The 22,991-nt window shown below is 55.3% G+C and carries 13 protein-coding genes and 1 tRNA gene; 11 read left to right on the top strand and 3 right to left on the bottom strand.

Annotated features, from left to right (window positions below; all coding sequences use genetic code 11):
- Positions 1-270 precede the first annotated feature (270 nt).
- A tRNA-Met gene (locus tag WKK33_RS07995) sits at positions 271-343 on the bottom strand.
- 213 nt (positions 344-556) lie between these two features.
- Between WKK33_RS07995 and WKK33_RS07990 the strand changes: the two genes are divergently transcribed.
- From WKK33_RS07990 to WKK33_RS07960, 7 genes are all read left to right on the top strand, one after another.
- Positions 557-1,153, top strand: coding sequence for a TetR/AcrR family transcriptional regulator (locus WKK33_RS07990; RefSeq protein WP_215760557.1), 597 nt, complete (start codon positions 557-559; stop codon positions 1,151-1,153).
- 346 nt (positions 1,154-1,499) lie between these two features.
- A complete protein-coding gene (gene fabG / locus WKK33_RS07985) occupies positions 1,500-2,258 on the top strand; it encodes a 3-oxoacyl-[acyl-carrier-protein] reductase (protein WP_287768645.1) in 759 nt (252 codons plus the stop codon).
- Positions 2,259-2,277: 19 nt separating this feature from the next.
- Positions 2,278-2,958 carry an RluA family pseudouridine synthase gene (locus WKK33_RS07980; RefSeq protein WP_287768644.1) on the top strand — a complete coding sequence of 227 codons (681 nt, stop codon included), beginning with the start codon at positions 2,278-2,280 and terminating at the stop codon, positions 2,956-2,958.
- Between the two features lie 11 nt (positions 2,959-2,969).
- Positions 2,970-7,598, top strand: coding sequence for a translocation/assembly module TamB domain-containing protein (locus tag WKK33_RS07975; RefSeq protein WP_337933273.1), 4,629 nt, complete (start codon positions 2,970-2,972; stop codon positions 7,596-7,598).
- Entirely contained in the window at positions 7,595-9,919 is a 2,325-nt protein-coding gene (locus WKK33_RS07970) for a BamA/TamA family outer membrane protein (protein WP_337933272.1), read from the top strand. The genes WKK33_RS07975 and WKK33_RS07970 overlap by 4 nt, the downstream gene beginning before the upstream one ends.
- Before the next feature lie 106 nt (positions 9,920-10,025).
- Positions 10,026-11,225 carry a GTP-binding protein gene (locus WKK33_RS07965; protein ID WP_337933270.1) on the top strand — a complete coding sequence of 400 codons (1,200 nt, stop codon included), beginning with the start codon at positions 10,026-10,028 and terminating at the stop codon, positions 11,223-11,225.
- A 164-nt stretch (positions 11,226-11,389) separates the two neighbouring features.
- Positions 11,390-12,301 (top strand): DMT family transporter, encoded by a 912-nt coding sequence (locus WKK33_RS07960; protein WP_337933269.1) that lies wholly within the window; start codon positions 11,390-11,392, stop codon positions 12,299-12,301.
- A gap of 380 nt (positions 12,302-12,681) precedes the next feature.
- Here WKK33_RS07960 and WKK33_RS07955 read toward each other — a convergent pair whose 3' ends face one another.
- Positions 12,682-15,585 (bottom strand): DEAD/DEAH box helicase family protein, encoded by a 2,904-nt coding sequence (locus WKK33_RS07955; RefSeq protein ID WP_337933267.1) that lies wholly within the window; start codon positions 15,583-15,585, stop codon positions 12,682-12,684.
- 22 nt (positions 15,586-15,607) lie between these two features.
- Positions 15,608-17,602, bottom strand: coding sequence for a DNA methyltransferase (locus WKK33_RS07950; RefSeq protein WP_337933265.1), 1,995 nt, complete (start codon positions 17,600-17,602; stop codon positions 15,608-15,610).
- A 1,053-nt stretch (positions 17,603-18,655) separates the two neighbouring features.
- On the opposite strand from WKK33_RS07950, the gene WKK33_RS07945 reads away from it, so the two are divergent.
- The 4 genes from WKK33_RS07945 to WKK33_RS07930 all read left to right on the top strand — a co-directional run bounded on the left by WKK33_RS07945 (position 18,656) and on the right by WKK33_RS07930 (position 22,984).
- Positions 18,656-19,213, top strand: coding sequence for a 5-formyltetrahydrofolate cyclo-ligase (locus WKK33_RS07945; protein WP_337933263.1), 558 nt, complete (start codon positions 18,656-18,658; stop codon positions 19,211-19,213).
- 29 nt (positions 19,214-19,242) lie between these two features.
- Entirely contained in the window at positions 19,243-20,151 is a 909-nt protein-coding gene (locus WKK33_RS07940) for a patatin-like phospholipase family protein (protein ID WP_337933261.1), read from the top strand.
- Between the two features lie 150 nt (positions 20,152-20,301).
- Complete coding sequence (locus WKK33_RS07935) at positions 20,302-20,856, top strand: DUF3575 domain-containing protein (RefSeq protein ID WP_337933259.1); 555 nt, start codon at positions 20,302-20,304, stop codon at positions 20,854-20,856.
- Positions 20,857-20,893: 37 nt separating this feature from the next.
- The gene (locus WKK33_RS07930; protein WP_337933257.1) at positions 20,894-22,984 is read left to right on the top strand and encodes a carboxypeptidase-like regulatory domain-containing protein; all 2,091 of its coding nucleotides are present in this window, start codon (positions 20,894-20,896) and stop codon (positions 22,982-22,984) included.
- Positions 22,985-22,991: the final 7 nt, after the last annotated feature.

Here is a 22,991-nt window from a genome sequence, read left to right as displayed (position 1 = left end):
TTAAATATCAAATATATAACTATAGTTAAGCGATTAATATCGCATCACTAGTAGTGCCCAATTAGAATAGAAACCCGTTAAATTTTAAACAAACAACCACGGTAAACGCAGCCCCATTAAAAATGTTGATCTTACTACTTGGTCCATTTAATCCCCCCTGGTTTATCGGGTGAGCCCATTTGGGCCTGAGCTGATGTCTGATTCAAAATAATCATAATACGAAAAATGCTCGTAACTTCTTGCTTAGCAAGTTGTTACGAGCATTCGTAGTTGCGGAGGCAGGATTCGAACGTGCGACCTCCAGGTTATGAGCCTGGCGAGCTACCAACTGCTCCACTCCGCGGTGTTTTATCCATGAGGTTTAAGCCTCATTTCTGAATTGCGAGTGCAAAGGTATGGCTATTTTTGCAAACCGCCAAATGTTTTGGCGATTATTTTTCAAAAAACCTCGTTTTTCATATATTTTTAAGGTTCTCGCTTGTTTATTTCGTATAATCTGATTACTTTTGCACACATAAATAGCTTGTGCAATTTTAAAATAGGAAAGGACAAAGATATGTCAATCTCGAAGACAAGACAGAAGCTCGTGGACGTTGCTCGCCAATTGTTTGCGAAGAACGGCGTGGCGGCTACGACGATGAACGACATCGCTGCGGCATCAGGCAAAGGGCGCCGCACGCTATACACCTATTTTAATAGAAAGGAGGATGTGTATTATGCGGTGATCGAATCGGAGCTGGAGCGCCTGAGCGACAAGTTGGATGAGGTTGCGGCCAAGAAGATTCGTCCCCAGGACAAGATTATCGAGCTCATTTATACCCATCTGAGCATGATTAAGGAGACGGTGGTTCGCAATGGCAACCTACGCGCCGAGTTTTTCCGCAACATCTGGACGGTGGAAAAGGTTCGCAAGAACTTCGACGAGGACGAGATCGAACTGTTTCGTAAGGTTTACGCCGACGGCAAGGCCGACGGCGAGTTTGACATCGACAATGTGGATCTTGTGGCCGACATCACCCATTATTGCATCAAGGGCCTTGAGGTGCCCTTCATCTATGGTCGCTTGGGCCACGGCTTGACCGAAGAGGCCAGCAAGCCCTTGGTGGCGAAGGTGGTTTATGGCGCCTTGGGCAAGCACAGTGCGCTGAAGTAGCGTGTGCCCTTTCATCGTGCTTGACACGAGGGCACACAGCCGTTTCGCATATTGTAAAGTATAAATTATATTAAAAACAGGCGTTACGTTGCATATAAACTTTGGGAAATTGAAAAACAAACGTATATTTGCACGATAAAATGGGTATATTGGGCATGTTGTCTGGCAGAGTTTTACGTGCGTCGGTTACAAACGTCACGTTGTCTCGGTAGGAAACCGTCCACACATTCATCAAGAATAAAGCGCCTATTTGCAGGCCTTCGCCCAACGCGGCTTCAGTCCACGGCATTGGCTTAGTCCTGTAGCAAAGGTGTAATTAATTGTAAATCAATAAACAACAAACAAAATGGGATTATTAACAGGTAAGACCGCCATTATCACTGGTGCCGCTCGTGGCATTGGTAAGGCCGTCGCTATGAAGTTCGCCTCAGAGGGCGCTAACATCGCATTCACTGACCTTGTGCTCAACGACGATATGGCCGCTGGCTTGGAGGCTACACGCAAGGAGATCGAAGCCCTTGGCGTTACCTGCCGCGCATACGCTGGCAATGCTGCCGACTTTGCTGAGACAGAGAAGGTTGTCAAGCAGATTCACGCCGATTTCGGTTCGGTCGACATCCTCGTCAACAACGCAGGTATCACCAAGGACGGTTTGATGCTCCGCATGAGCGAGGCGCAGTGGGACGCCGTGCTGAACGTCAACCTGAAGTCGGCCTTCAACTTCATCCACGCTTGCTCACCCATCATGCTGCGCCAGCGCAGTGGTTCAATCATCAACATGGCTTCGGTGGTAGGTGTTCATGGTAATGCCGGCCAGTGCAACTACGCCGCCTCAAAGGCAGGTATGATCGCCTTGGCTAAGTCTATAGCCCAGGAGCTTGGTCCTAAGGGTGTGCGTGCCAACGCCGTGGCTCCTGGTTTCATCGAGACAGCCATGACCGAACAGTTGCCCGAAGAGATTCGCAAGGACTGGATGAAGAAGATTCCTCTTCGTCGTGGTGGCAAACCCGAGGATATTGCCAACGTGTGCGCCTTCCTGGCTTCCGACATGGCAAGCTACGTGAGCGGTCAGGTCATCCAGATCGACGGCGGCATGAACATGTAATCTGCGCGATTCACTGATCATGCAGGTCGTTTACGAAGACAACCATATTATTATCGTATATAAGGAGAGCGGCGAGATTGTCCAGGGCGACAAGACTGGCGATGTGCCGCTTTCCGAAACGGTAAAGGATTATATCAAGACGAAGTACCACAAGCCCGGCAACGTGTTTCTCGGCGTGGTGCATCGTCTTGACCGTCCTGTTTCGGGGCTTGTTATCTTTGCCCGAACCAGCAAGGCCCTCACGAGGCTCAACGCCATGTTCAAGGACGGCGACATCCACAAGACCTATTGGGCCATCACGAAAAACGCCCCCGCCATTCCCGAGGCTACGCTCACCCACTGGTTGACGCGCAACGAGAAACAGAACAAGAGCTATGCCTACGATCGCGAGGTGCCCAACTCCAAGAAAGCGAGGCTCGCCTACCGCGTCATCGGCCACACCGACCATTACAACCTTCTGGAGGTTCACCTCATGACGGGTCGCCACCACCAGATACGTTGCCAGCTGGCCCACATGGGCTGTCCCATCAAGGGCGATCTCAAATACGGCGCCAAGCGCAGCAATCCCGATGGAAGCATCTCATTGTTGTCACATTCTGTGGAGTTTGTCCATCCTGTCTCCCACGAGTTGATCCACCTCGACTCGCCCCTACCTGATGATCCTCTTTGGCACGGCATCGCCGAAACTGTAAAAACATAACCCCCTTCAGCATGACACTGAGCAAGACAACTAAAAGAATAGGTATTGTTATCCTAACGCCTTTGGTGTTAGTGGTCTTGCTTTTTGCCTTATTTTATTTCCCGCCTTTCCAGAACTGGGCGGTCCGTCAGGTCACCCACTACGCCTCCGAGGAACTCGGCATGCACATCAGCGTAGGGAAGGTTCACCTAAAATTTCCCCTCGACTTAGCGTTGCATCAAGTGAGCGTGCTTCAGCCCAACGATTCGCTGAAGGGCATCACCGACACCGTTGCCGACATCCATTCGGTGGTGGTCGACGTGCAGTTGTGGCCCCTCATACATCGCCAGGTCATGGTCGACGAGTTGGTCTTCGAGCAAATGAAGGTCAACACCGCCAACCTCGTCCACTCGCTCCGCATCAAGGGACAGGTAGGCCAGCTCTGCCTGAAGGCCCACGGCATCGACCTGGCCAAGGAGCACGTCAACATCAACCATGCCGTCTTGGCCAACGCCCAGCTCGATGTGGCCCTGAGCGACACCGTTCCCAAAGACACAACCCCCAGCACGAACTATTGGAAGATAGCCCTCGCGCAGCTCCGCCTGCACCAATCGAGCCTCACGCTCCACATGCCGGGCGACACCCTCTCCGTAGCCACCTATTTTGGAGAGGCGCAGGCCCAGAAGGCTTATCTCGACCTTTATAAAAATCTCTATACCGTTGGCCATCTCGATTGGCGCAACGGTGGGGTCCACTACGACCAGAACTACGAGAAGCCCACCGCTGGCCTCGATTTCAACCACCTGTTTCTCAGGAAGTTGGACCTCAAGGCCGACTCGTTCTACTTCTGCGATTCCAAGCTCCACCTCGGCATCATGTCGTGCCGTTTCGTGGAGAAAAGCGGCTTGCAGGTCGACAGCTTGCGTGGCACATTCTCGATGGACAGCACCCGCATGGATGTGTCGTCGCTACGATTGGCAACCCCCGACTCGCGCCTGGCGGTCGACTTCGGCATGGATCTCAACGCCTTCGCCGACAAAGCGCCGGGCAAGCTGAAAGCCATTGTCCACGGAGAGGTGGGCAAGCAAGACATCCTGAAGATTGCCGGGCCAAACCTTCCACGCGAATTGGCGCGCCGCTGGCCCAACTACCCCTTGGGCGTCGATGTGGTGGCGCGTGGCAACATGCAGAAGATGCACCTCTCGGGCGTGCGTCTCCTCCTGCCCACGGCGTTTCGCATCACGGGCGATGGCTTTGCCACCAACCTCACCGACCCCCACCATCTCAAGGCCGATGTCGCCCTACACGCCAAGACCTACAACCTCAACTTCCTCACGCCAATGCTCGGGCCCACTCTCGGCAAGACGGTTCGTGTGCCGGGCGGCATAGCGTTTGACGGCAAGATACGCGTCGACGGCAGCAACTACCTCACCCACTTCGTGGCATCGCAAGGAGGGGGCGAATTGCGCGGCAACGCCCAGGTTGACATCAAGAAGATGGCCTACAACGTTCGGCTGAACGCCCAACGCCTACCCTTGCAGAATTTCCTTCCCAAGATGGGCCTCCACCCCTTCACAGGTTACATCACCGCCCAAGGCGAAGGTGCCGACATCCTCTCCCCCAAGATGCGCCTGAAGGCCGAGGCCGGCATCAATGCGTTCCAATATGGCGACTACAACCTCAACAACGTGGCCGCCGTGGCCACCATCCATAACGGTCGCATCCACGCCGACATCGACTCCCGCAACCCGCTCTTCGAAGGTCAGGTGAACCTCGACGCCCTGACCACGGGCAGCCGCATGCGCGCCACCGTAGCGGGCGACTTGCACCATCTTGACCTTTACAACCTGCGCATCACCGATGTTCCACTAACCGTTTCGGCTTGCGCCCACGTTGACATGGCCACCGACCTCAAGGAATATTATGAGGTGCGCGGCATGGTGAGCGACATCACCATCCACGACCCGAAGAAGTATTATCGTCCCGAGGATGTGGTGCTCGATGTGCTCACACGTCGCGACACCACCCACGCCGTTGTGGATTGCGGCGATTTCCACCTCGACATGGATGGCAGGGGCGGCTACGAGCGCCTGTTGAACCATTGCACGCGCTTTATGGCCGAGGCCCAGAGCCAGATGAAGGAGAAGCGCATCGAACAGGCGAAGCTCCGCGAGCAGTTGCCCAACGCTCGCCTGTATCTCTCTTGCGGTCAGGAGAATATCGTCAGTAGGTTCTTGAAATTCAAAGGCTACAAGTTTGAGAATCTCTATGTCAATATGACCTCATCGCCCTTGGCGGGTCTGAATGGCAACCTATCTGTCGACTCGCTGGTGATGGATAGTTTCCAGATCGACACCGTTCGCCTGCACCTCACGTCGGACGAGCGCAACATGACCTACTCGCTCCACGTGCAGAACGGCAAGAACAATCCCAAGTATATCTTCAACGCCTTTGCCGACGGCGGCCTCAATGAGCGCGGCACCTATATCAAGACACGCCTCTACGACTGGAAGGACAGCCTCGGCGTGAGCTTCGCCGTGCAAGCCTCCATGCAACAGCACGGCATCAGCCTGCACCTCTATGGCGACGACCCTGTGCTGGGCTACAAGCGCTTTGCCGTGAACGACAGCAACTACGTTTACTTGGGCGACGACCGACGCATCCGCGCCGACATGCGCCTCCGGTCGGCCGATGGCATGGGTGTGCAGATCTATACCAATGATGAGAACACCGACGCGTTGCAGGATGTAACCGTCACGCTCCATAAGTTCAACCTTGGAGAAGTCTTGGCCATGATTCCTTTCACGCCAGACATGTCGGGCATCCTCAATGGCGACTTCCACGTGGTGCAGACCCCCGACGAGCTTTCGGTTTCGTCGACGGTCGATGTGGCCGACATGGTCTATGAGGGCAACGCCATGGGCCACGTGGGAGGCGAATTCACCTACATGCCAAAGACCGACGGCAGTCATTACGTTGATGGCATCCTCACCCACGACGGCCATGAGGTGTGCACCCTTACGGGCTCCTACCAATCGGCTGGCGAAGGCTATCTCGACGCCGAAGTCGGCCTGGAGCGGCTGCCCCTGAGCATGGCCAACGGCTTCATCCCCGACCGCCTCTTGGGCCTGCGCGGCTACGCCGAGGGCAACCTCACGGTTCAGGGATCACTGAGCAAACCCGACATCAATGGCGAGGTGCTGTTCGATTCGGCCTACATCTTCAGCGAGCCCTACGGCATCGTGATGCGCTGCGCCGACGACCCGTTGCCCATCACGGGCAGCCACCTGGTGTTTGAAAACTACGACCTGTTTGCCAACAACGCGTCGCCGCTCACCATCCAGGGTTATCTCGACTTCTCCAACACCGACGACATGCAGCTCAAGCTCCGCATGAGAGCCGACAACTACCTGCTCATCGACGCAAAGGAAACGGCGCGGTCCGAGGCTTACGGCAAGGCGTTTGTAAATTTCTATGGTCTGATGCAGGGAGCGGTCAGCAACCTGTCGATGCGCGGCCGACTGGATGTGCTGGGCACAACCGACTTGAGATACAACCTGAAAGACTCGCCCCTCTCCACCGACAACCAGCTGGAGGGCCTTGTGGAGTTTGTTAATCTGCAAGACACGGCCGAGGATGTCATCAACCGTCCGCCGCTCACGGGCTTCAACATGGACCTCAACGTCAACATCGACGATGGCGCCCATGTGGATTGCTACCTCAATGCCGACCACTCCAACTATGTCGACATTGTTGGCGGAGGCAGCCTGCGCTTGCAGTACAATCCCGTCGACGAGATTGTGGTGCGTGGCCGCTACACCATCGGCAGCGGTGAGATGAAATACGCCCTGCCCGTCATCCCGCTGAAGACCTTCACGATCCAAGACGGCAGCTACATCGAGTTTAAGGGCGACCCCATGAACCCCACGCTCAACATCACGGCCAACGAGACCACCAAGTCGACCGTAGGTGGCACGTCGGGCAATGGGCGCACCGTCGAGTTCACCTCGGGCGTCATCGTCACCAAGACGCTCAACGACATGGGTCTCGAGTTTACCATCGACGCACCCGAAGACATGACCATCCACAACCAGCTTCAGTCGATGTCGAAGGAGGAGCGCGGCAAGCTCGCCGTCACCATGCTCACCACAGGCATGTACCTGGCGGATGGCAACACCAGCAGCTTCACCATGAACTCCGCATTGAGCGCGTTCCTCAACAGCCAGATCAATCAGATCTCGGGCAAGGCCCTGCGCACGCTCGATCTGAGCTTTGGCGTTGAAAACTCGTTTGGCAACAACGGCACACTCCACACCGATTACAACTTCAAGTTTGCCAAGCGCTTCTGGAACAACCGCTTACGCATCGTCATTGGAGGAAAACTATCATCGGGCAGCGATGTGCAGATGGAAGACGAGACATTCTTCGACAACGTGACGTTCGAGTATCGCCTGAGCGCCACCTCCAACAAATACCTGAACCTCTTCTATGAGCGCGACGGTTACGATTGGCTTGAGGGCAACGTCAGCAAGTTTGGTGGCGGCTTCATGTGGAAACGCAAGTTGCGCCATTTCAAAGACCTGTTCCGACTTAAGGACCCGCAGGACGAGATTCCCTCAATGCCCACCGACTCTACCAAGAAAGAAAAGAAAAAGGAATGAAGACCTACCGATTGCTTCTCATCATAGCGGTGGCCAGTCTGTTTGCGGCCTGTTCCACCACCAAGAACATCCCCGAGGGCGACCAGCTGTTCACGGGCCTCGATGCCATTACCTACGAGGCACCCGAGAAGAGCCGCCACTATGCCGCCATCCAGGAAGAGCTCGACGCCGCCCTCGCCACGGCTCCCAATGGCGCCCTCTTCGGGAGCAGCAGCGTGCGCTCGCCGTTGCAGGTGGGCCTATGGGTGTGGAACGCCTTCACGAACGACGATTCCAACTTCGGTCGGTGGATGCTCAAGTCGTTTGGCAAGCAGCCCGTGCTCATGAGTTGGGTCAATCCCGAGTTGCGCGCCTCCGTGGCCAAGGAGGTGCTGCGCGCCCATGGCTATTTCCGGGGCGACGTGAGCTATAAGGCCCGCACCCTTCGCAACCCCAAGAAGGCCAAGATTGCCTATACGGTCAATGCCGGCCACCTCTTCACCATCGACACCTTGCAGTATCTGGGGTTCCCCGCCGCGGGCGACAGCCTGATTCGCTCCACGCTTTCCGACGCCAAGATCAAGCCGGGCGACCCCTTCGACGTGTCGACGCTCGAAGGAGAGCGCACCCGTCTCAGCACCCTGTTTCGCAACAACGGCTATTTCTATTGGCAACCCTCCTACGCCTCTTACCTGGCCGACACCACCTCCGTTCCCGGCAAGGTGCAGGTGCGCCTCCAAGCCATCGAGAACCTTCCCGCCATGGCCAAGCGCCCATGGTATGTAGGCAACATCTGCATCGACCTACGCAAAAACTACCTCGATGCGCTCACCGACTCGTTCCAACGCGGCTCGTTCATGGTGCGCTTCCGTGGGCGTCGCCCGCCGGTGCGTGTGCCGGTCATCTTGCAAGGCACCAAGTTGCGTTCCCACAAGCTCTATAGCTACCAGGATTATCAGGAGAGCATGGCCCACGTAAGCAGCACGGGCTTGTTCAGCGTGGTCGATTTCACGTTCACCCCGCGCGACACCACCTCGGCCAACGACACGCTCGACCTGCGCATCAACGCCGTGCTCGACAAGCCTTACGACTTCTACGTGGAGGGCAACCTCGTGGGCAAGACCAACAACCGTGTGGGTCCGGGCCTCGTGATGGGTTTCACCAAGCGCAACGCGTTTCGGGGAGGCGAGCTGCTCGACATTAACCTCAAGGGCAGCTACGAATGGCAGACGTCGCAACAAGGCGAGCGCTCAAAGTCGAAGTTCAACAGCTATGAGTATGGCGTCGACGCCTCCTTAATGTTCCCGCGCATGGTCATCCCGTTTGTCGATTTCTTCCGCGACCGCCTGGCGCGCTATTACCGCCGCAACCGGTTCTACGCCGTGCCCACCACCACGCTGAAGATGTCGTCCGACATTATCAGCCGCGCCAACTATTTCAAACGCCACATCGTGTCGGGCGAATGGACCTACAGCCTCCAGACGTCGGCCACCAGTCGCCACCTGTTCAGTCCGTTGGTGTTCTCCTACGAGTATATGCGCAGCTCCACGGCAGCCTTCGACTCGGTGTTGCAGGTCAACCCCTACCTCTATTACACCATGCAGGACCAGTTTGTGCCCAAGATGCAATACACCTACACCTACACCAGTCCGTCCCACCTGCTCAACCCCGTCCGTTGGCAAACCACCATCAGCGAGGCGGGCAACCTCCTGTCGTTGGGCTATATGGCCGCCGGCAAGAAATGGGGCCATCAGGGCAAGGAGATGTTCAACAACCCCTACGCCCAGTTTGTGAAGGTGGAGACCGACCTTGTGAAGACCTGGAGGCTCACCGAGCACAGCACCCTTGTGGGCCATGCCGCCCTTGGCGCCATCTGGGCCTACGGCAACTCGTCGAAGGCGCCCTATGGCGAGCAGTTCTATGTGGGTGGCGCCAACAGCGTGCGCGCCTTCACCGTGCGCTCCATTGGCCCCGGCCACTACCACAACGACGCCTCGGCCAACATCTATTACCTCGACCAGACGGGCGACCTGATGTTCCAGGCCAACCTCGAGTATCGCCCGCGCCTGTTTGGCAACCTCTACGGCGCGCTCTTCCTCGATGCGGGCAACGTGTGGGTGATGCATAGCGACGATCGCGACGGCGTGAAGTTTGAGCCCAGGAACGCGCTCCGCGACATGGCGCTGGGCACCGGCGTGGGCCTTCGCTACGACATGGATTTCCTCGTGATCCGCCTCGACTGGGGTGTGGGCCTGCACGTGCCCTACAACACAGGCTTCTACAACGTTGATAGCTTCAAGAACAGCCAGAGCCTCCATTTCGCCGTGGGCTACCCCTTCTAAAGAGACGCGGCGCGCCGCCATTGTTTTTAACAAAGAATTAACGCCCGTCCCGCTCAATAGGCACACTTTTTGATTGGGAGGGAACAAGATTATAGAACATACCAACATGAATCAGAAAGAAACACCGGTCCTGCTGCTTACCGGTTACTTAGGCAGCGGAAAGACCACATTGCTCAACCGCATCCTGTATAACGAGAAGGGCATTCGCTTCGCCGTCATCGTGAACGACATAGGCGAGGTGAACATCGACGCCAACCTCATCCAGAAGGGAGGCGTGGTAGGCCAGGCCGACGACAGCCTGGTGGCCCTGTCGAACGGTTGCATCTGCTGCACGCTGAAGATGGACCTCGTGAAACAGCTCAACGACCTCATCAACCTCCGCCAGTTCGATTACATCGTCATCGAGGCCAGCGGCATCTGCGAGCCCGCCCCCATCGCGCAAACCATCACCACCTATCCGCAGATGGTGGCGCCGGGCGCCCTGAAGAATGGCGTGGCGCGCCTCGACGCCATCGTGACCGTGGTCGACGCCCTGCGCATGCGCGACGAGTTTGGATTGGGCGACCACCTCAAGGCGGATCACGACGAGGAAGACCTCGCCAGCCTGGTTATCCAGCAAATTGAGTTTTGCAACATCATCCTTCTCAACAAAGCCGACATGATTTCGCCCGACGAGATGGCCCACCTGAAGGCCATCATCCGCGAGATACAGCCCAAGGCGGCCATCTACGAGTGCAACTATGGCGACGTGGAGCTCAACAAGATCATCAACACCCACTCGTTCAACTTCGACAAGGTGGCCACCTCCGCCCGATGGATTGAGGCCATGGAGGGCGAAGACGACCACGACGACCACGACGACCATGAGCGTCACGATGAGCATGAGCACCACCACCACCACGACCATTTGGAGAACGAGGAGTCGGGCGAGGCATTGGAGTATGGCATCCAGACGTTCGTCTACTATCGCCGCCCAGCCATGAGCCTTGCACGCTTCGACGAGTTCGTGTCCACCCAATGGCCCAAGAGCGTTATCCGCGCCAAGGGCATGTGCTACTTCCGCGACGAGCCCGACACCTGCTACCTCTTCGAGCAGAGCGGCAAGCAGTTTAACATCACCAATGCGGGCCAATGGTTCGCATCCATGCCCGCCGAAGAGCTCGAGCAGTTTATGGAGCAGAACCCCAACGCCAAGAAAGACTGGGACGAGAACTACGGCGACCGCATGCAGAAAATAGTGTTCATCGGCAAGGACATGGACCGCAAGGCCATCGAGGCGCTTCTCGACGCCTGCCTGGAGGATTAGCCCATCCTCCCCCAGGCCTTGACGGGCGAAGCGCACGCTCACCCCGCCCGCGCGCTTCCTCAAACCGCAATCGTCCGCGATGGAAAAGGGGGCACCACCCTCCCCATCGCGGACGGTTTTCCTTCGGCACGTTTCTCGCCATGGCAGAACCCAAGCCCCACTCTATGCACAACAAACCATCGAAGCCGACCCACGCTTATCTGCGGCTCCACACGGGCATCCTATTGGCGGGTGCCACGGGTGTGTTTGGCCGACTGATCTCATTGTCCGAACTGCCCTTGGTGTGGTACAGGATGATGATTGCCGCGGGCGTGCTCGCCGCGGTGTTAGCGCTTGGTGGGCGGATCCATAGGCCCACCCTTCGTGAGGCGTGGCGCATGGGATGTTGCGGCGCGCTGCTGGCCATCCACTGGGTGCTGTTCTACGGCAGCATCAAGGCGGCCAACGTGAGCGTGGGGGTGGTGTGCTTTGCCCTGAACGGGTTTTTCACGGCCCTCCTCGAGCCCATGGTTTCCAGCAAGCGCTTCTCGCTACGCCACCTGTTGCTGGGCCTGATAACATTGGGCGGCATCGTGCTCATCTTCGGCCTCAACATGCAGTTCCGCACGGGAATCGTGATCGGCACGTTCTCGTCGCTCTTCTACACCTTGTTTGCCATTGCGAGCAAGCGCGTGCAAAGCGCCACGGGGGTGGAGAGCTCGGCGATGCTCCTGCATGAGCTGTTGTCGGGAGGGTGCGTGCTGTCGCTTGCCATGCCTTTCTACGCCATGCGCTACCCTTCCGCCTCGTTGTTGCCCCAAGGCTGCGACTGGCTGTTCATCCCACTCTTCGCCTCGGTGTTTACCATTGGTCCGTTTCTCACGCAGTTGCAAGCCCTACGCTCCCTGTCGGCCTTCACCGTCAACCTGAGCTATAACCTCGAACCGCTCTACAGCATAGCGCTCGCCATGCTTCTCTTCAACGAGGCGCAAGAGCTCAACCTCTCGTTCTGGATGGGCGTGAGCATGATCGTCGCGGCGGTGGGGTATCATGCATGTGCAGAAAGAAGAACGGAGAATAAACGCCACATGGGCTGAATAATAATAGCTATGCAAGAAAAATCAACAGGCAGGTAACCGGGAACGATTTTTTTGAAAGACCATGGGCGGCTTGCCTATGTTTTCAAAAATAATCATTGCTTTGCTTAGTCTTTTTGCCTTGCTCAACTGTATATAGCATATACGACACAGGAAAAGACTATCCTCACAGAAACAACCATCGGTTGAGCCAAGGCTTATCAACGAAAAGGTTGACGAGATACTTTGCTTTACCGATGGTTTCTTGGGTGTAACCCAACGGCAGATAGCCTTTGAGAGTCAATCCGCCGTTTCCATGTTATGTGGGGTTCCCTTCGCGGTCCATTGTTCTCACCCTAACGAGAACAATCATGCCCGCCACAAGGAAAAACAAGCCTTTCTTATTCAAACAGATTTCCTGTAGCTCTTGAGTAGGTCACCCTGCATTGATTGCAAATGTCGGTCAATGTGGCGCCGCTCCCACTCAACGAATAGAACACGCTTTCGCCTACCAATACATACTCCCAGGTGCGATTCATCCTATCCTCAGGCTCCAGGGCGTTGATTTTCTTAATCCACTCAATGGTGGCCGTCTGCTTCTGGCGCACGTTCGCATCATCAACCTTGTCGTCGCCCTTGGTCTCAATCAGATAAACCTTATCAGCTGTAGCCACGATGAAATCAGGATGATAGGTAGCCATCAAACCGTCCTTTCTCACATAGAAGATGATGGCAAACGAATGGCCATTCTCATTAATCTTCAGGAATCTTTCCACCTCGGCATCCCTATCCAGAAACTCGATGAAAGCCTTTTCCAGGCCTCCGCCGTGTGAAGGATAGCCCAGTCGGGGATAGATGCTCTTCCGCACCTCCATCGAGTAAGCCTCTCTCATCTTGATGGCTCTGAGCGAAGAGAATTCCGTGTGGCTCACCTCTGCACCTATCGTGGTCAGCCGACTCTGCATCTTATATATGGCCACGGCAAACTGCTCCACGATGTGTTTGGTCACAATGCCATCCTTCGCCAACAATATCTTCCAATCACTTCCATGGAACGGGTCGAAAGGCATGGAGAACAGCTTCTCCCGGATGTACCAGTCCATCACCTGCACCGTTCGAGCGCCGTTGACCTGAATGGTCGGGAACCCCTGGCGGCGACAGTTCTCAAAGCGCAGGGTTACTACTCTCAGCAACTTCTGCAGATACTCATTATATCCACTGGCATTGAAGAGACTGGCCGTTACCTTATACTTACCAAAGGTAGTCTTGGTGAGAGATTCCTGCGATACGAAGGTCTCGCCCTCTTTTGCCAGGAACTTGCGGAGCAAAGGCAGCGGATACATCGTGAAGGGCTGCAAATCATCCAAATCAATTTCAGCATCTTCAAATTCATCGATGGAATCATGCAGGATAACCGGCCATTTGAAATCATACTTCTCGTAGTCCTCACGAAGACCCACGGTAAGAATATCGCCAGTGGCTCCTTCTGTACCAACATCTCCATCGTCTGTAGCCACCAATCCCTGTTCCTGCAAATCATCGTAGAACTTGATGAAAGCTGGATGCTCCACGATTGATAACGTGTCGATATAGGTGCGTGGCGGTTGATGGTTTTTCAGCACCCTCAGCCGATCTTCGCGCTTGATGTCGATGTAGTCGGACTCTCGCCACATCAGTCGCAAGCCTCTGCCCACCAATTGCTCAAGGAGGATTGGCGCCTGCGAAGAACGCAGCGGAACGAGCACACAGATGTTGTTCACATCGAAGCCCTCACGTAGCATCAGCACCGAGATAACCACCTTCGGACGCTTATACCTATCTATATCGAAGAGCTTCTTCTTGATTTCCTGCCACTCCTCATCCTTCACCTCGCCCTGCTTGTTGCTGTCGATGGTAACGATGTCTTCATCTTCCAGACCTTCCGATTTCAGGAACTCCTCAACGAAAGGAGATACCGTGGTGTCTTGGCAGACAATGAGCATCTTGGGATTCTTCGACGGGTCCACTTTCAAGAATTCATCTTCGAGTTTATCCAGTTTTGTCAGTCCTGCACGAAGCATCATGCGCTGACCTTCGCTCAGCCCTACTACTTTTCCCTGCTCATCCCGCTCGGCGTTGTAATCCAGGTTCTCCAGGTCGGTGAGTTCCTGGCGGCGGTCGAGCAGCAGCAGCTTCACCAGTCCCTGCTTCATCGCCATCGGCAAGTCGAAATCTACGATGATATGCGGAAAGAAGAGCTTCACCTGCTTCTCTCCCGTTCCCTTCGTATCAAAAGGAGTGGCGGAGAAGTCCACCTGTATGAAGCGGGTGCCCTTGGTGGCGCTGATGGCATTCAAGCCTCTTTGCCATTCCACCTCCTCGGTTTCGCCCTTACGCTTGATTTCGTGGATATGATGAGCCTCATCATTGATTACCATCAAATCCTTTAACCCCGCAAGATATTCCAGTTCGGTGCCACCCAGGGCACGGCGGTCGAGCATGCCGAGGTCGTTGCCCGCCGACTTGCCCGGACGGATAGGCAACAGGTCGCTGACGATTTCGGCGGGCGTCACCGTGCTGGAATCGTCCACATCCTCATCCTGCTCCGTCTCTTCCATCTGATTTTCAAACAGATGCCAGTTGGTCAGAGCAATCAGTCCCTCGCCGGTGGTCTTCCTGCCGATGCCATCCTCCTTGGTCACCACATTGTTATGGATGAACGAAAACACCTCGTCACGATAACGCTCGGGGATGAACACCTCCTGGTTCATGTAGTAGTCGTTGGTCTGAGGGTCGCGATATTCCTCGTCGCGCTTCTTTCTGCCACAGAAGGCGTCCAGCAGACGGTCGTAAACAATCAGGCCCGGAGCCACAATCAGGAACTTCTGCGTGAATCGTCCGCTCTCCACATCCTCGTGCCGGGCATTCAGCATCTGCCAGATGATCAGGGCGTGCATCACCCACGTCTTTCCCGTGCCCGTTGCCATCTTCACCGCATACTTAGGCATCTGATATTTAGGCTTGGCAAGCTGAGCCAAATCGGCCCTATCCATCAGCTCCGGGATGATGCCCTGATAGGCATCCATCACGCAGTTTTCACCCATCACTTCGTGCAGATAGATGATGTTGAGGATAGCCTGACGCTGACCCTCGTGGAAGTTTCTCTCACGCTCATTGCAGAAGCCCTCTCCAAACCAATAGTTTAAGAGCGAAGCGGTGGTTGGGGTTACCTTCTCCAGCATCTCCCCACTCTTCCAGGCAGCATTGACCACATCGGTGAGTCGATGCGCCAATTCCAAAGATATGTTAGTTGAATTGATTATCATAGTTGTCATCTCCTATTCGTTCTTAGCACTTCACATCCAGGATAACCTGACTCTCGAATCCGAACACGTCAACGGCCTTGACACACACCTTGCGCTCAGCCTTGTGGGGCATGTGCAATCGGGTGGAATATACGCAGTGCAGCGGGTCGCTGTCGTTATCCACGTTCTCACGATAATCCTGCCAGGTGCTGCGGAAGGTATCGCCGTCATAATCAGGGTCGATGCTCCAATATTCTATCAGCGAGAGAGGGTCTTGCTCCATCACCTGCTGCAACTTCTCCTTGTCCTTATCGTCCAGCGGAATATTATCGGGCGAGAGCAGCACATAGTTGCTGAGACTGATGTCGAGTTCATCCTCGCCATTGCCGTTCACGGTTACTTCAACTGGGTTCACCACCAGATACTGCAAAGAAGAGAAGCGGACGGTTTTGTCGGCGATGAGCTTCTTGAAGCCCTTCTTAGATAGCTTGTCGAGCAGATCAGGCGGAATCACCAGCACCTCTACATTGCTGTTCTTATATTTCTCGATGGCTTGCGAGATGTCAAAGGCGAAGTTCCAGCCCAGCACGATCACTTTATCCCAGTCGCCGCCAAGCAGAGAAGCCTTGGCTTCCACGGCACGGCGAACGGTAGCAGCAGTGGTCAAGCGGTTAGGGCTATCCACCATCACCAGATTTCGTGTGCCCTTGACGTAGCCAAAGTTTCTGTCGCTCACCTGTTCTGGGGAGAATGGTAAGGCGCCGAAGAGGCCTAAGACTACCTGAGAGAGATCGCCCACTCGGCGGAGTTTCTTGTTGTTATGGAAAGCCTCTTTCTGATAGTCGCCGATGCTCTGATAGAGGAACGGATTTACTTCCTGGTCGATGAAACGCTTGCGCATGACGAGGGATGCCGGCTTGCCGATGTCACAGGTAATCCAGCGACGGCCCAGCTTTTCGGCAACCGCTGCTGTGGTGCCGCTGCCACCAAAGAAATCGCAGACAAGGTCACCTTCGTTGGAAGAAGCCTTGATGATACGTTCGAGGAGGGATGCTGGCTTTTGAGTAGAATAACCCGTTTTTTCATTTAATAATCTAAAGACAGCAGGACAATCATCCCAAACATCATCAACAAGAGCGCCCTCAAAACGATAAATTACATCTTCATCTTTAGGCTCTCGTTTATTTTGAGAGATGAATCTTTTTACATACATATCAAATTTCACCTTATCTGTACGTGGAAAATTCTTATATGTAATAGTCTCCCCATCCTCACTATATTTTATCCATCGACTATACAAAGAATTATCTTCAATGCCTTTTCTCTGATTGTTAAAAACATAATTATTTGTTTTAGAATAACAATAGATACAATCATGCTTACGAGGAAAATAATGAGGAACAGCCTTGATACCTCCAGGATAATACCAAATTATTTGATCTCTAAAATTATCCTTGCCGAATATATCATCAAGCATTATCTTTACATAAGAATCAATATGCCAATCTATGTGAACATAGACAGTACCTGTGTCAGACAATAATTCTTTCATCAGAATAAGTCGTTTATATATCATCTTTAGATAAGAGATTGTCCCTTCTTCCCAGGTATCAGCATAGGCAAACTGTTCAACTACAGTTGGCTTTTGTTGAATATCAACACCGGGTAAAACAACCTTCGTTCTATAATCCGCCTTAGAATCAAACGGCGGGTCGATGTAGATCAAATCCACTTTGCCTCTTAATGAAGGCAAGCCCGTCTGAGGGTCTCCGGCAAGCAGTGCTTGCATGGTCAGGAGATTATCACCATACACCAGACGGTTCATCCAAGTACCCCCATCCAGGGCGGCATTGAATGCATTAGGGATATTGGGAACTTGCCCACGGAAGAATCCGGAGACATCCTTGCGAGGCAACACCAGCTCATTGGTTTGCAACCCAATGCGTGTGCCACTGCTCAATCGCTCGATGATGCGCTGAGCCTCTTGCCTACCTTCGCTTGCAATGCGAGGTAGCTCTTCAATCAGAGATTTTGCCATAGCATTAAAGCTTATAAATATAGTTTTAATGCGACTGCTTTGTTACTCAGAAAATAAAAGCTACAACCAAACACCCTTATCCATAGCAACAAAGCCAACCTAAGTTTGCATCAAGACCAGCCTCATCCCCATCAGAACGCAGAAACGTGGACGAGTCCACTTATCCTGTGTTCCAAGGTGTTTGGCCTAACCTATACGTCATAGAATAAGTTTAACGTCCACGCTATAGCGGACGCTTACTTATTTATTCTATGACGTTGTTCTTCAGCGGCCAAACTTCAGGAACACTTTTCGAATAAACAGCAAACGCTATTATTTTAACCCACAAAAATTTGGAATTCGCCTTGCACTCGGCTTGGCATCCTTCCGCAACAAAGTTAATACTTATTTCTCGAATGCCCAAACACAAGAACCTTTTTTTGTGGTTTGCTGTGCAAAACATTATCGCGCGGCTTCTGGGTAGCACAATGTGGTTAGTTGAAATCCATCATTCGTTCAGTCGGCACTCCCAAACGGGATTGTTGCGAATTTTGGTGTAAAACGTGTGTTAGACTTTCGGGCGAAATAGAGTGGCGAGAGGGTCTTTTTTGGCGTTTTGAGTGGGCAACGGGAGGGGCGGAATGGGGCGTTAGGCATGTATCGGGTTGCGAAAGGTAAGGGATCGAGACGCGAAAGGTAAGAGATGGAGCCTCGAAAGGGCATGTTTCGTGGGTCGAAATATGCCTAACCGCAAGGCTGAATGGGGAACGAGGAGGGTAGAATGGGTCCTTCGAATGGTAAGCGGCTGAATGTTAGACGGTTACAAAAATGTGCGAGAATGGCGTATTTGGGAGCGAGGCGATGCTCGACGGAAAAATCCGTGTAGATTAATATATAGATTGTTGGCCATTTTCAGCACCCATCCATTGCGCCCATGCCTTATATCCTGATCGCAGGAGTGTTTTGGCGCACGCATTTTTATGGGTAGAAAGGTTAAAAACGGCGGAATGATGATGGGTATTGAATTATTATTGTTACCTTTGAACCTTCGATACCCCCCAAAACCCAACAACCATGGACTATCCCACATCTCCCAAACAACAACTGAGGAAAACCATCCGGCAACGCAAGAAGCAACTCTCCCTTGAGCAGCGGCAGGCTTGGTCGGACGAGATAGAGCGGCGGCTGCTGGCCCATCCGCGCATCAGGGCGGCCCAAGTGGTGATGCTCTATTACGCCCTGCCCGACGAGGTGGACACGCGCCACCTCGCCGACGCCCTGCTGGCGGCGGGCAAGACGGTGGTCCTCCCCAAGTGTGTAGACGACGCCCACATGGAGCCGCGCCTCTACACGGGACCCGCCGACCTGGCCGAGGGCCTCTACAACCTGCTGGAGCCCGTTGGGCCGACATTCGCTGACCTTGGCCGCATTGAGGTGGTTGTGGTGCCGGGCATGAGCTTCGACGATGAGGGCCACCGCCTGGGACGTGGCCGTGGCTACTACGACCGTTTCCTTGAACGGTTGCCCGAGGCGTACACGATTGGCGTGTGCTACCACTTTCAACGTGTGGCCCACGTGCCCACCGACCCCTACGACCGCGCCATGGACGAGGTGGTGAGCAACCGCGCCTGAGCGCGCACATACCGAAAAAAGCAAAGAACATGAAGAAGAAGAACGTAGCGTTGGTGCTGTCGAGCGGTGGCGCCCGCGGCTTGGCCCATATCGGCGCCATCGAGGAGTTGGAGCGCGCCCATTACGCCATTACCTCCATAGCGGGCTGCTCTATGGGCGCCTTGGTCGGAGGCATGTATGCCGCAGGCAAGCTCGGCGAGGTGAAGCGGTGGATGATGGGCCTCGACCGGAAGCAGATCCTCTCGTTGGTCGATTTCTCCTTCAGCCTGAACCATCTGGTGAAGGGCGTGAAGGTGATCGACGCCCTGAAGCAGATTGTGCCCGACGTGAACATCGAGGACCTGCCCATCCCCTATGCCGCCGTGGCCACCGACTGGAACAGTGGTCGCGAGATTGTGTTCCGATCGGGCAGTTTGTATGAAGCCATACGGTCCAGCATATCCATCCCCCTGTTTTTCAATCCGGTGCGAAAGCAGGACATGCTCCTGGTGGACGGGGCGCTGGTAAACGCCCTGCCCCTCAACCGTGTGGAGCGAACGAAGGGCGACATGCTCGTGGGCGTGAACGTATGCGCACGCAACTACCGTGAAGAGCAATTCCTGCGCTACGCGGGGGAGAAGAAGCTGCTGGGCAAGTCGCTGCCCGCCTCCATCGTTCAGCGCATCATGAGCTACCAGGAAGGCATGGCGCCAAGCTACCTCAGCTTGCTCGCCCGCTCCATCGCCATCATGGTGGAGCAAAACACACGCCAGCAAATAGCCCTCTCCAACCCCCACCTGGTGGTGGAAGCCAGCATGGAGCGCTATGGCGAGTTCGACTACGACAAGGCCGCGCCCATATGCGCCATGGGCGCCGAGCAGATGCGCAAGGCCCTGGCAGCCTACCAACCTCCCCACGCCTCCCTTTGGCAAAGGCTCAAAAACACTCTGGGAGCGTAACGGGAGGTGCGCCATCGGCCGTTGGCATAGAGCAAAAAATTGCCCTTTTGGCGAATTGTTGGCGCAAACAGGTTCCCGTTTCGGGCATTTTTCGTAACTTTGCACCCATATCATTCAAAAATGATTGTATTCTGTGTTATGAACGTACAAATGATTAGTAAGCCACTATTAAGAATGGCCATGGGGGTGTGCCTATTCTTTATGTGCTCAACGATGGCCCATGCGCAGCGCATCGGCCTGAAAACCAACGCCCTCTACTGGGCAGCCATGTCGCCGAACATGGGCGCCGAGTTTCGCATCAACCGCCACGTGACGCTCAACTTCGAGGCCATGGGCAGCTTGCTGAAGGCAGGCAAGGTCGACGCGAAGATGCTGCAGTTCAGCCCCGAGGCGCGCTATTGGTTTAGCGCCCGTCCGCAGGCTGGGCATTTTGTGGGTGTGATGGCCGTTGCCTCCAACTACAACCTGCTCCTCGACGACACCCGCCACAAGGGCGACGCATGGGGCGCCGGCCTGACCTACGGCTACAGCTTTGTGCTGGGCCGCCGATGGAGCCTCGAGACCACCATAGGCGCCGGAGCCGTGCGCGTCAACGAGAAGAAGTTTGCCGACGCCGCAGGGCAAGAGCCCGAGCACGCCAACAACACCAAGTGGGCGTGGGCGCCGCTGAAGGCAGGCGTAACGTTCGTGTACCTGCTCAAGTAAGACCATTGCATTGTTTTTTTTATTATCCAACGCGAGTATGATGATGAAACCCTATACTTCATTGCGCACCCCAGCGCTGGGCCGTGTGGCCCGACAGGCGCTGACGCTGGTGCTGCTGCTCATGGCGCTGGGCGCCTCTGCCCAGGATGTGTTTCGCCTCACCGGCCTGGTGACCGACAAGGACACGAAGGAGCCGCTTCTCGGCGTGTCGATCACCGACCCGGAAACGCGGCGCGCCCTCGCCATCACCGACATAGACGGCCGCTTCGCCATCAACGTACACTCGGGAGCCACCCTCCGGTTCAGCATGGTGGGTGTGAAGAGCCAAGACGTGAAGGTGAAATCGAGCCATAAATACATAGAGGTGAAACTGCAGCCAAACGACGTGGCCCTCGAGGAGCTCGTGGTGACCGCCAAGCACATCACCGACAAAATTCAGCCCGAACCCACCGACATCGAGGTGAGGGGCAACTATTTCCACGTGAAGACCCGTGTGAGGGTGCCGCGCGAGATGTTCTCGCACAACAACCGCCTCGTGGTGCAGCCCGTGATCTACAACGTGACGCGCCACGAGGAGCAGCTCATGCGCCCCATGGTGTACGACGCGCGCACCTACAACCGCACGCAAGACCGCCTCTACGACTACCGCATGGACGACCCACAGGGCGACCCGCTGGCACAATATGTGGTGGTGAAGACGAAGGAGAAGCGCGAGAAGGGACGCACCAACGACATCATAGGCTATGCCGACTCGGCCTACGTGGAGCACGTGAAGGACGATTACACCTGCAACGTGTATATGGCCATTGAGAACTATAACCGCATTGTGTACCGCGACACAACCATCATCGCCAAGGGAACGATCAACCCCCTGCGTTGGCTCGACTACTCGTTTGCCGCCAGCCAGCTCAACGACTCGGCCTACTGGCCCAAGCCCGAGGTGCAGTTGCGCGACAGCAAGGGCGAGGTGAACCTGCGATTCCCCATGAACAAGGCCGCCTTCGACCCCAACGACCCCAACAACATTGCGGAGATCGGCAAGATGCGCGAGCAGATAGAGCAGATCAGCGCCGACAAGGACGCCACGCTGCAATCGCTCACCATCAACGGCACATCGTCGCCCGATGGAAGGTACAACAGCAACCTCCAACTGGCCAAGAAGCGCATGGACTACGCGGTTAACTATCTCAGGGGGCTCGTGCCCGAGCGTGCCCGCCGCGGCATGAAGTTTGCCTCGAACGCCGCCGTGGCGCCCTGGGGCAAGGTGGCCGACCTGCTGCGCGCCGACAGCCTCTACGATGAGGCCCGGCAGGTGGAGAACATCACCAAGCGATGGGGCAACATCGACGACCAGTCGAGAGGCATGCGCAAGCTGCCCTTCTACCGCTCGCTGCTCATGGACAAGTATCTGCCGCGCCTGCGCCATGTGGGCTACGTAATGAACTACTCCGTGTTCCGCCAGCTCACGCTCGACGAAATTCGCCAGCTCTACGCCGCCGACTACAAGCAGCTCACCAAATATGAGTATTTCCGGCTCTATCGCGCTGAGGCCGACTCTGTGAGACGTGAGACCATGCTGCGCCAGGCGCTGGAGATCTACCCGTCGTTCATGGTGGCGGCCAACGACCTCTCGGCATTGCTCATCAACCGACAGGCCGCCGACGCCGACCTGCTGCGCCCGTTTGCCGGGAAGAATGCCCCCGCGGTGGTGAACACCAACCAGATGACGGCGCTCCTCAACGCGGGCCTTTACACGGCCGCCGACTCGCTCTCCGCCTTCGTTCCCGACAACGAGACCACGCACATGCTGCTGGCCGTGAACGCCGTGCTCAACGGCCGGTTCAACGGCTACTACGAAACGGTGGCCAAGACCGGACAACGCAACGAGCTCGTGATGCTGCTGGCCATGAAGCGCAACGACGAAGCGCTCAAACTGAGCAAGCAGCTGCCCGACGACCAAGCCCTGACCCACTATCTGAGGGCCATCTGCCTGAACCGTCTGGAGGAAGTGTCGGACGCTTACGACGAGTTGCGCAAGGCGCTCGACATGGACCCGTCGCTCAAGCAGGTGGCACACGCCGACGGCGACGTGAACGATTTGTTGCTCGACAGTAAGGATAACCATTAACTTCAGG

This window comes from Hallella sp., from assembly GCF_037460745.1.
Taxonomy (GTDB): Bacteria; Bacteroidota; Bacteroidia; order Bacteroidales; family Bacteroidaceae; genus Prevotella; species Prevotella faecis.
The sequence above is the reverse complement of the archived record's forward strand: the minus strand, read 5'-3'. Positions and strand labels throughout refer to the sequence as shown.

What these genes read in the sequence shown, in the direction of transcription:
- WKK33_RS07990 (WP_215760557.1), top strand. Translation starts at nt 557, where the DNA reads ATGTCAATCTCGAAGACAAGACAGAAGCTCGTGGACGTTGCTCGCCAA.
- fabG (WP_287768645.1), top strand. Translation starts at nt 1,500, where the DNA reads ATGGGATTATTAACAGGTAAGACCGCCATTATCACTGGTGCCGCTCGT.
- WKK33_RS07980 (WP_287768644.1), top strand. Translation starts at nt 2,278, where the DNA reads ATGCAGGTCGTTTACGAAGACAACCATATTATTATCGTATATAAGGAG.
- WKK33_RS07975 (WP_337933273.1), top strand. Translation starts at nt 2,970, where the DNA reads ATGACACTGAGCAAGACAACTAAAAGAATAGGTATTGTTATCCTAACG.
- WKK33_RS07970 (WP_337933272.1), top strand. Translation starts at nt 7,595, where the DNA reads ATGAAGACCTACCGATTGCTTCTCATCATAGCGGTGGCCAGTCTGTTT.
- WKK33_RS07965 (WP_337933270.1), top strand. Translation starts at nt 10,026, where the DNA reads ATGAATCAGAAAGAAACACCGGTCCTGCTGCTTACCGGTTACTTAGGC.
- WKK33_RS07960 (WP_337933269.1), top strand. Translation starts at nt 11,390, where the DNA reads ATGCACAACAAACCATCGAAGCCGACCCACGCTTATCTGCGGCTCCAC.
- WKK33_RS07955 (WP_337933267.1), bottom strand. Translation starts at nt 15,585, where the DNA reads ATGATAATCAATTCAACTAACATATCTTTGGAATTGGCGCATCGACTC.
- WKK33_RS07950 (WP_337933265.1), bottom strand. Translation starts at nt 17,602, where the DNA reads ATGGCAAAATCTCTGATTGAAGAGCTACCTCGCATTGCAAGCGAAGGT.
- WKK33_RS07945 (WP_337933263.1), top strand. Translation starts at nt 18,656, where the DNA reads ATGGACTATCCCACATCTCCCAAACAACAACTGAGGAAAACCATCCGG.
- WKK33_RS07940 (WP_337933261.1), top strand. Translation starts at nt 19,243, where the DNA reads ATGAAGAAGAAGAACGTAGCGTTGGTGCTGTCGAGCGGTGGCGCCCGC.
- WKK33_RS07935 (WP_337933259.1), top strand. Translation starts at nt 20,302, where the DNA reads ATGATTAGTAAGCCACTATTAAGAATGGCCATGGGGGTGTGCCTATTC.
- WKK33_RS07930 (WP_337933257.1), top strand. Translation starts at nt 20,894, where the DNA reads ATGATGATGAAACCCTATACTTCATTGCGCACCCCAGCGCTGGGCCGT.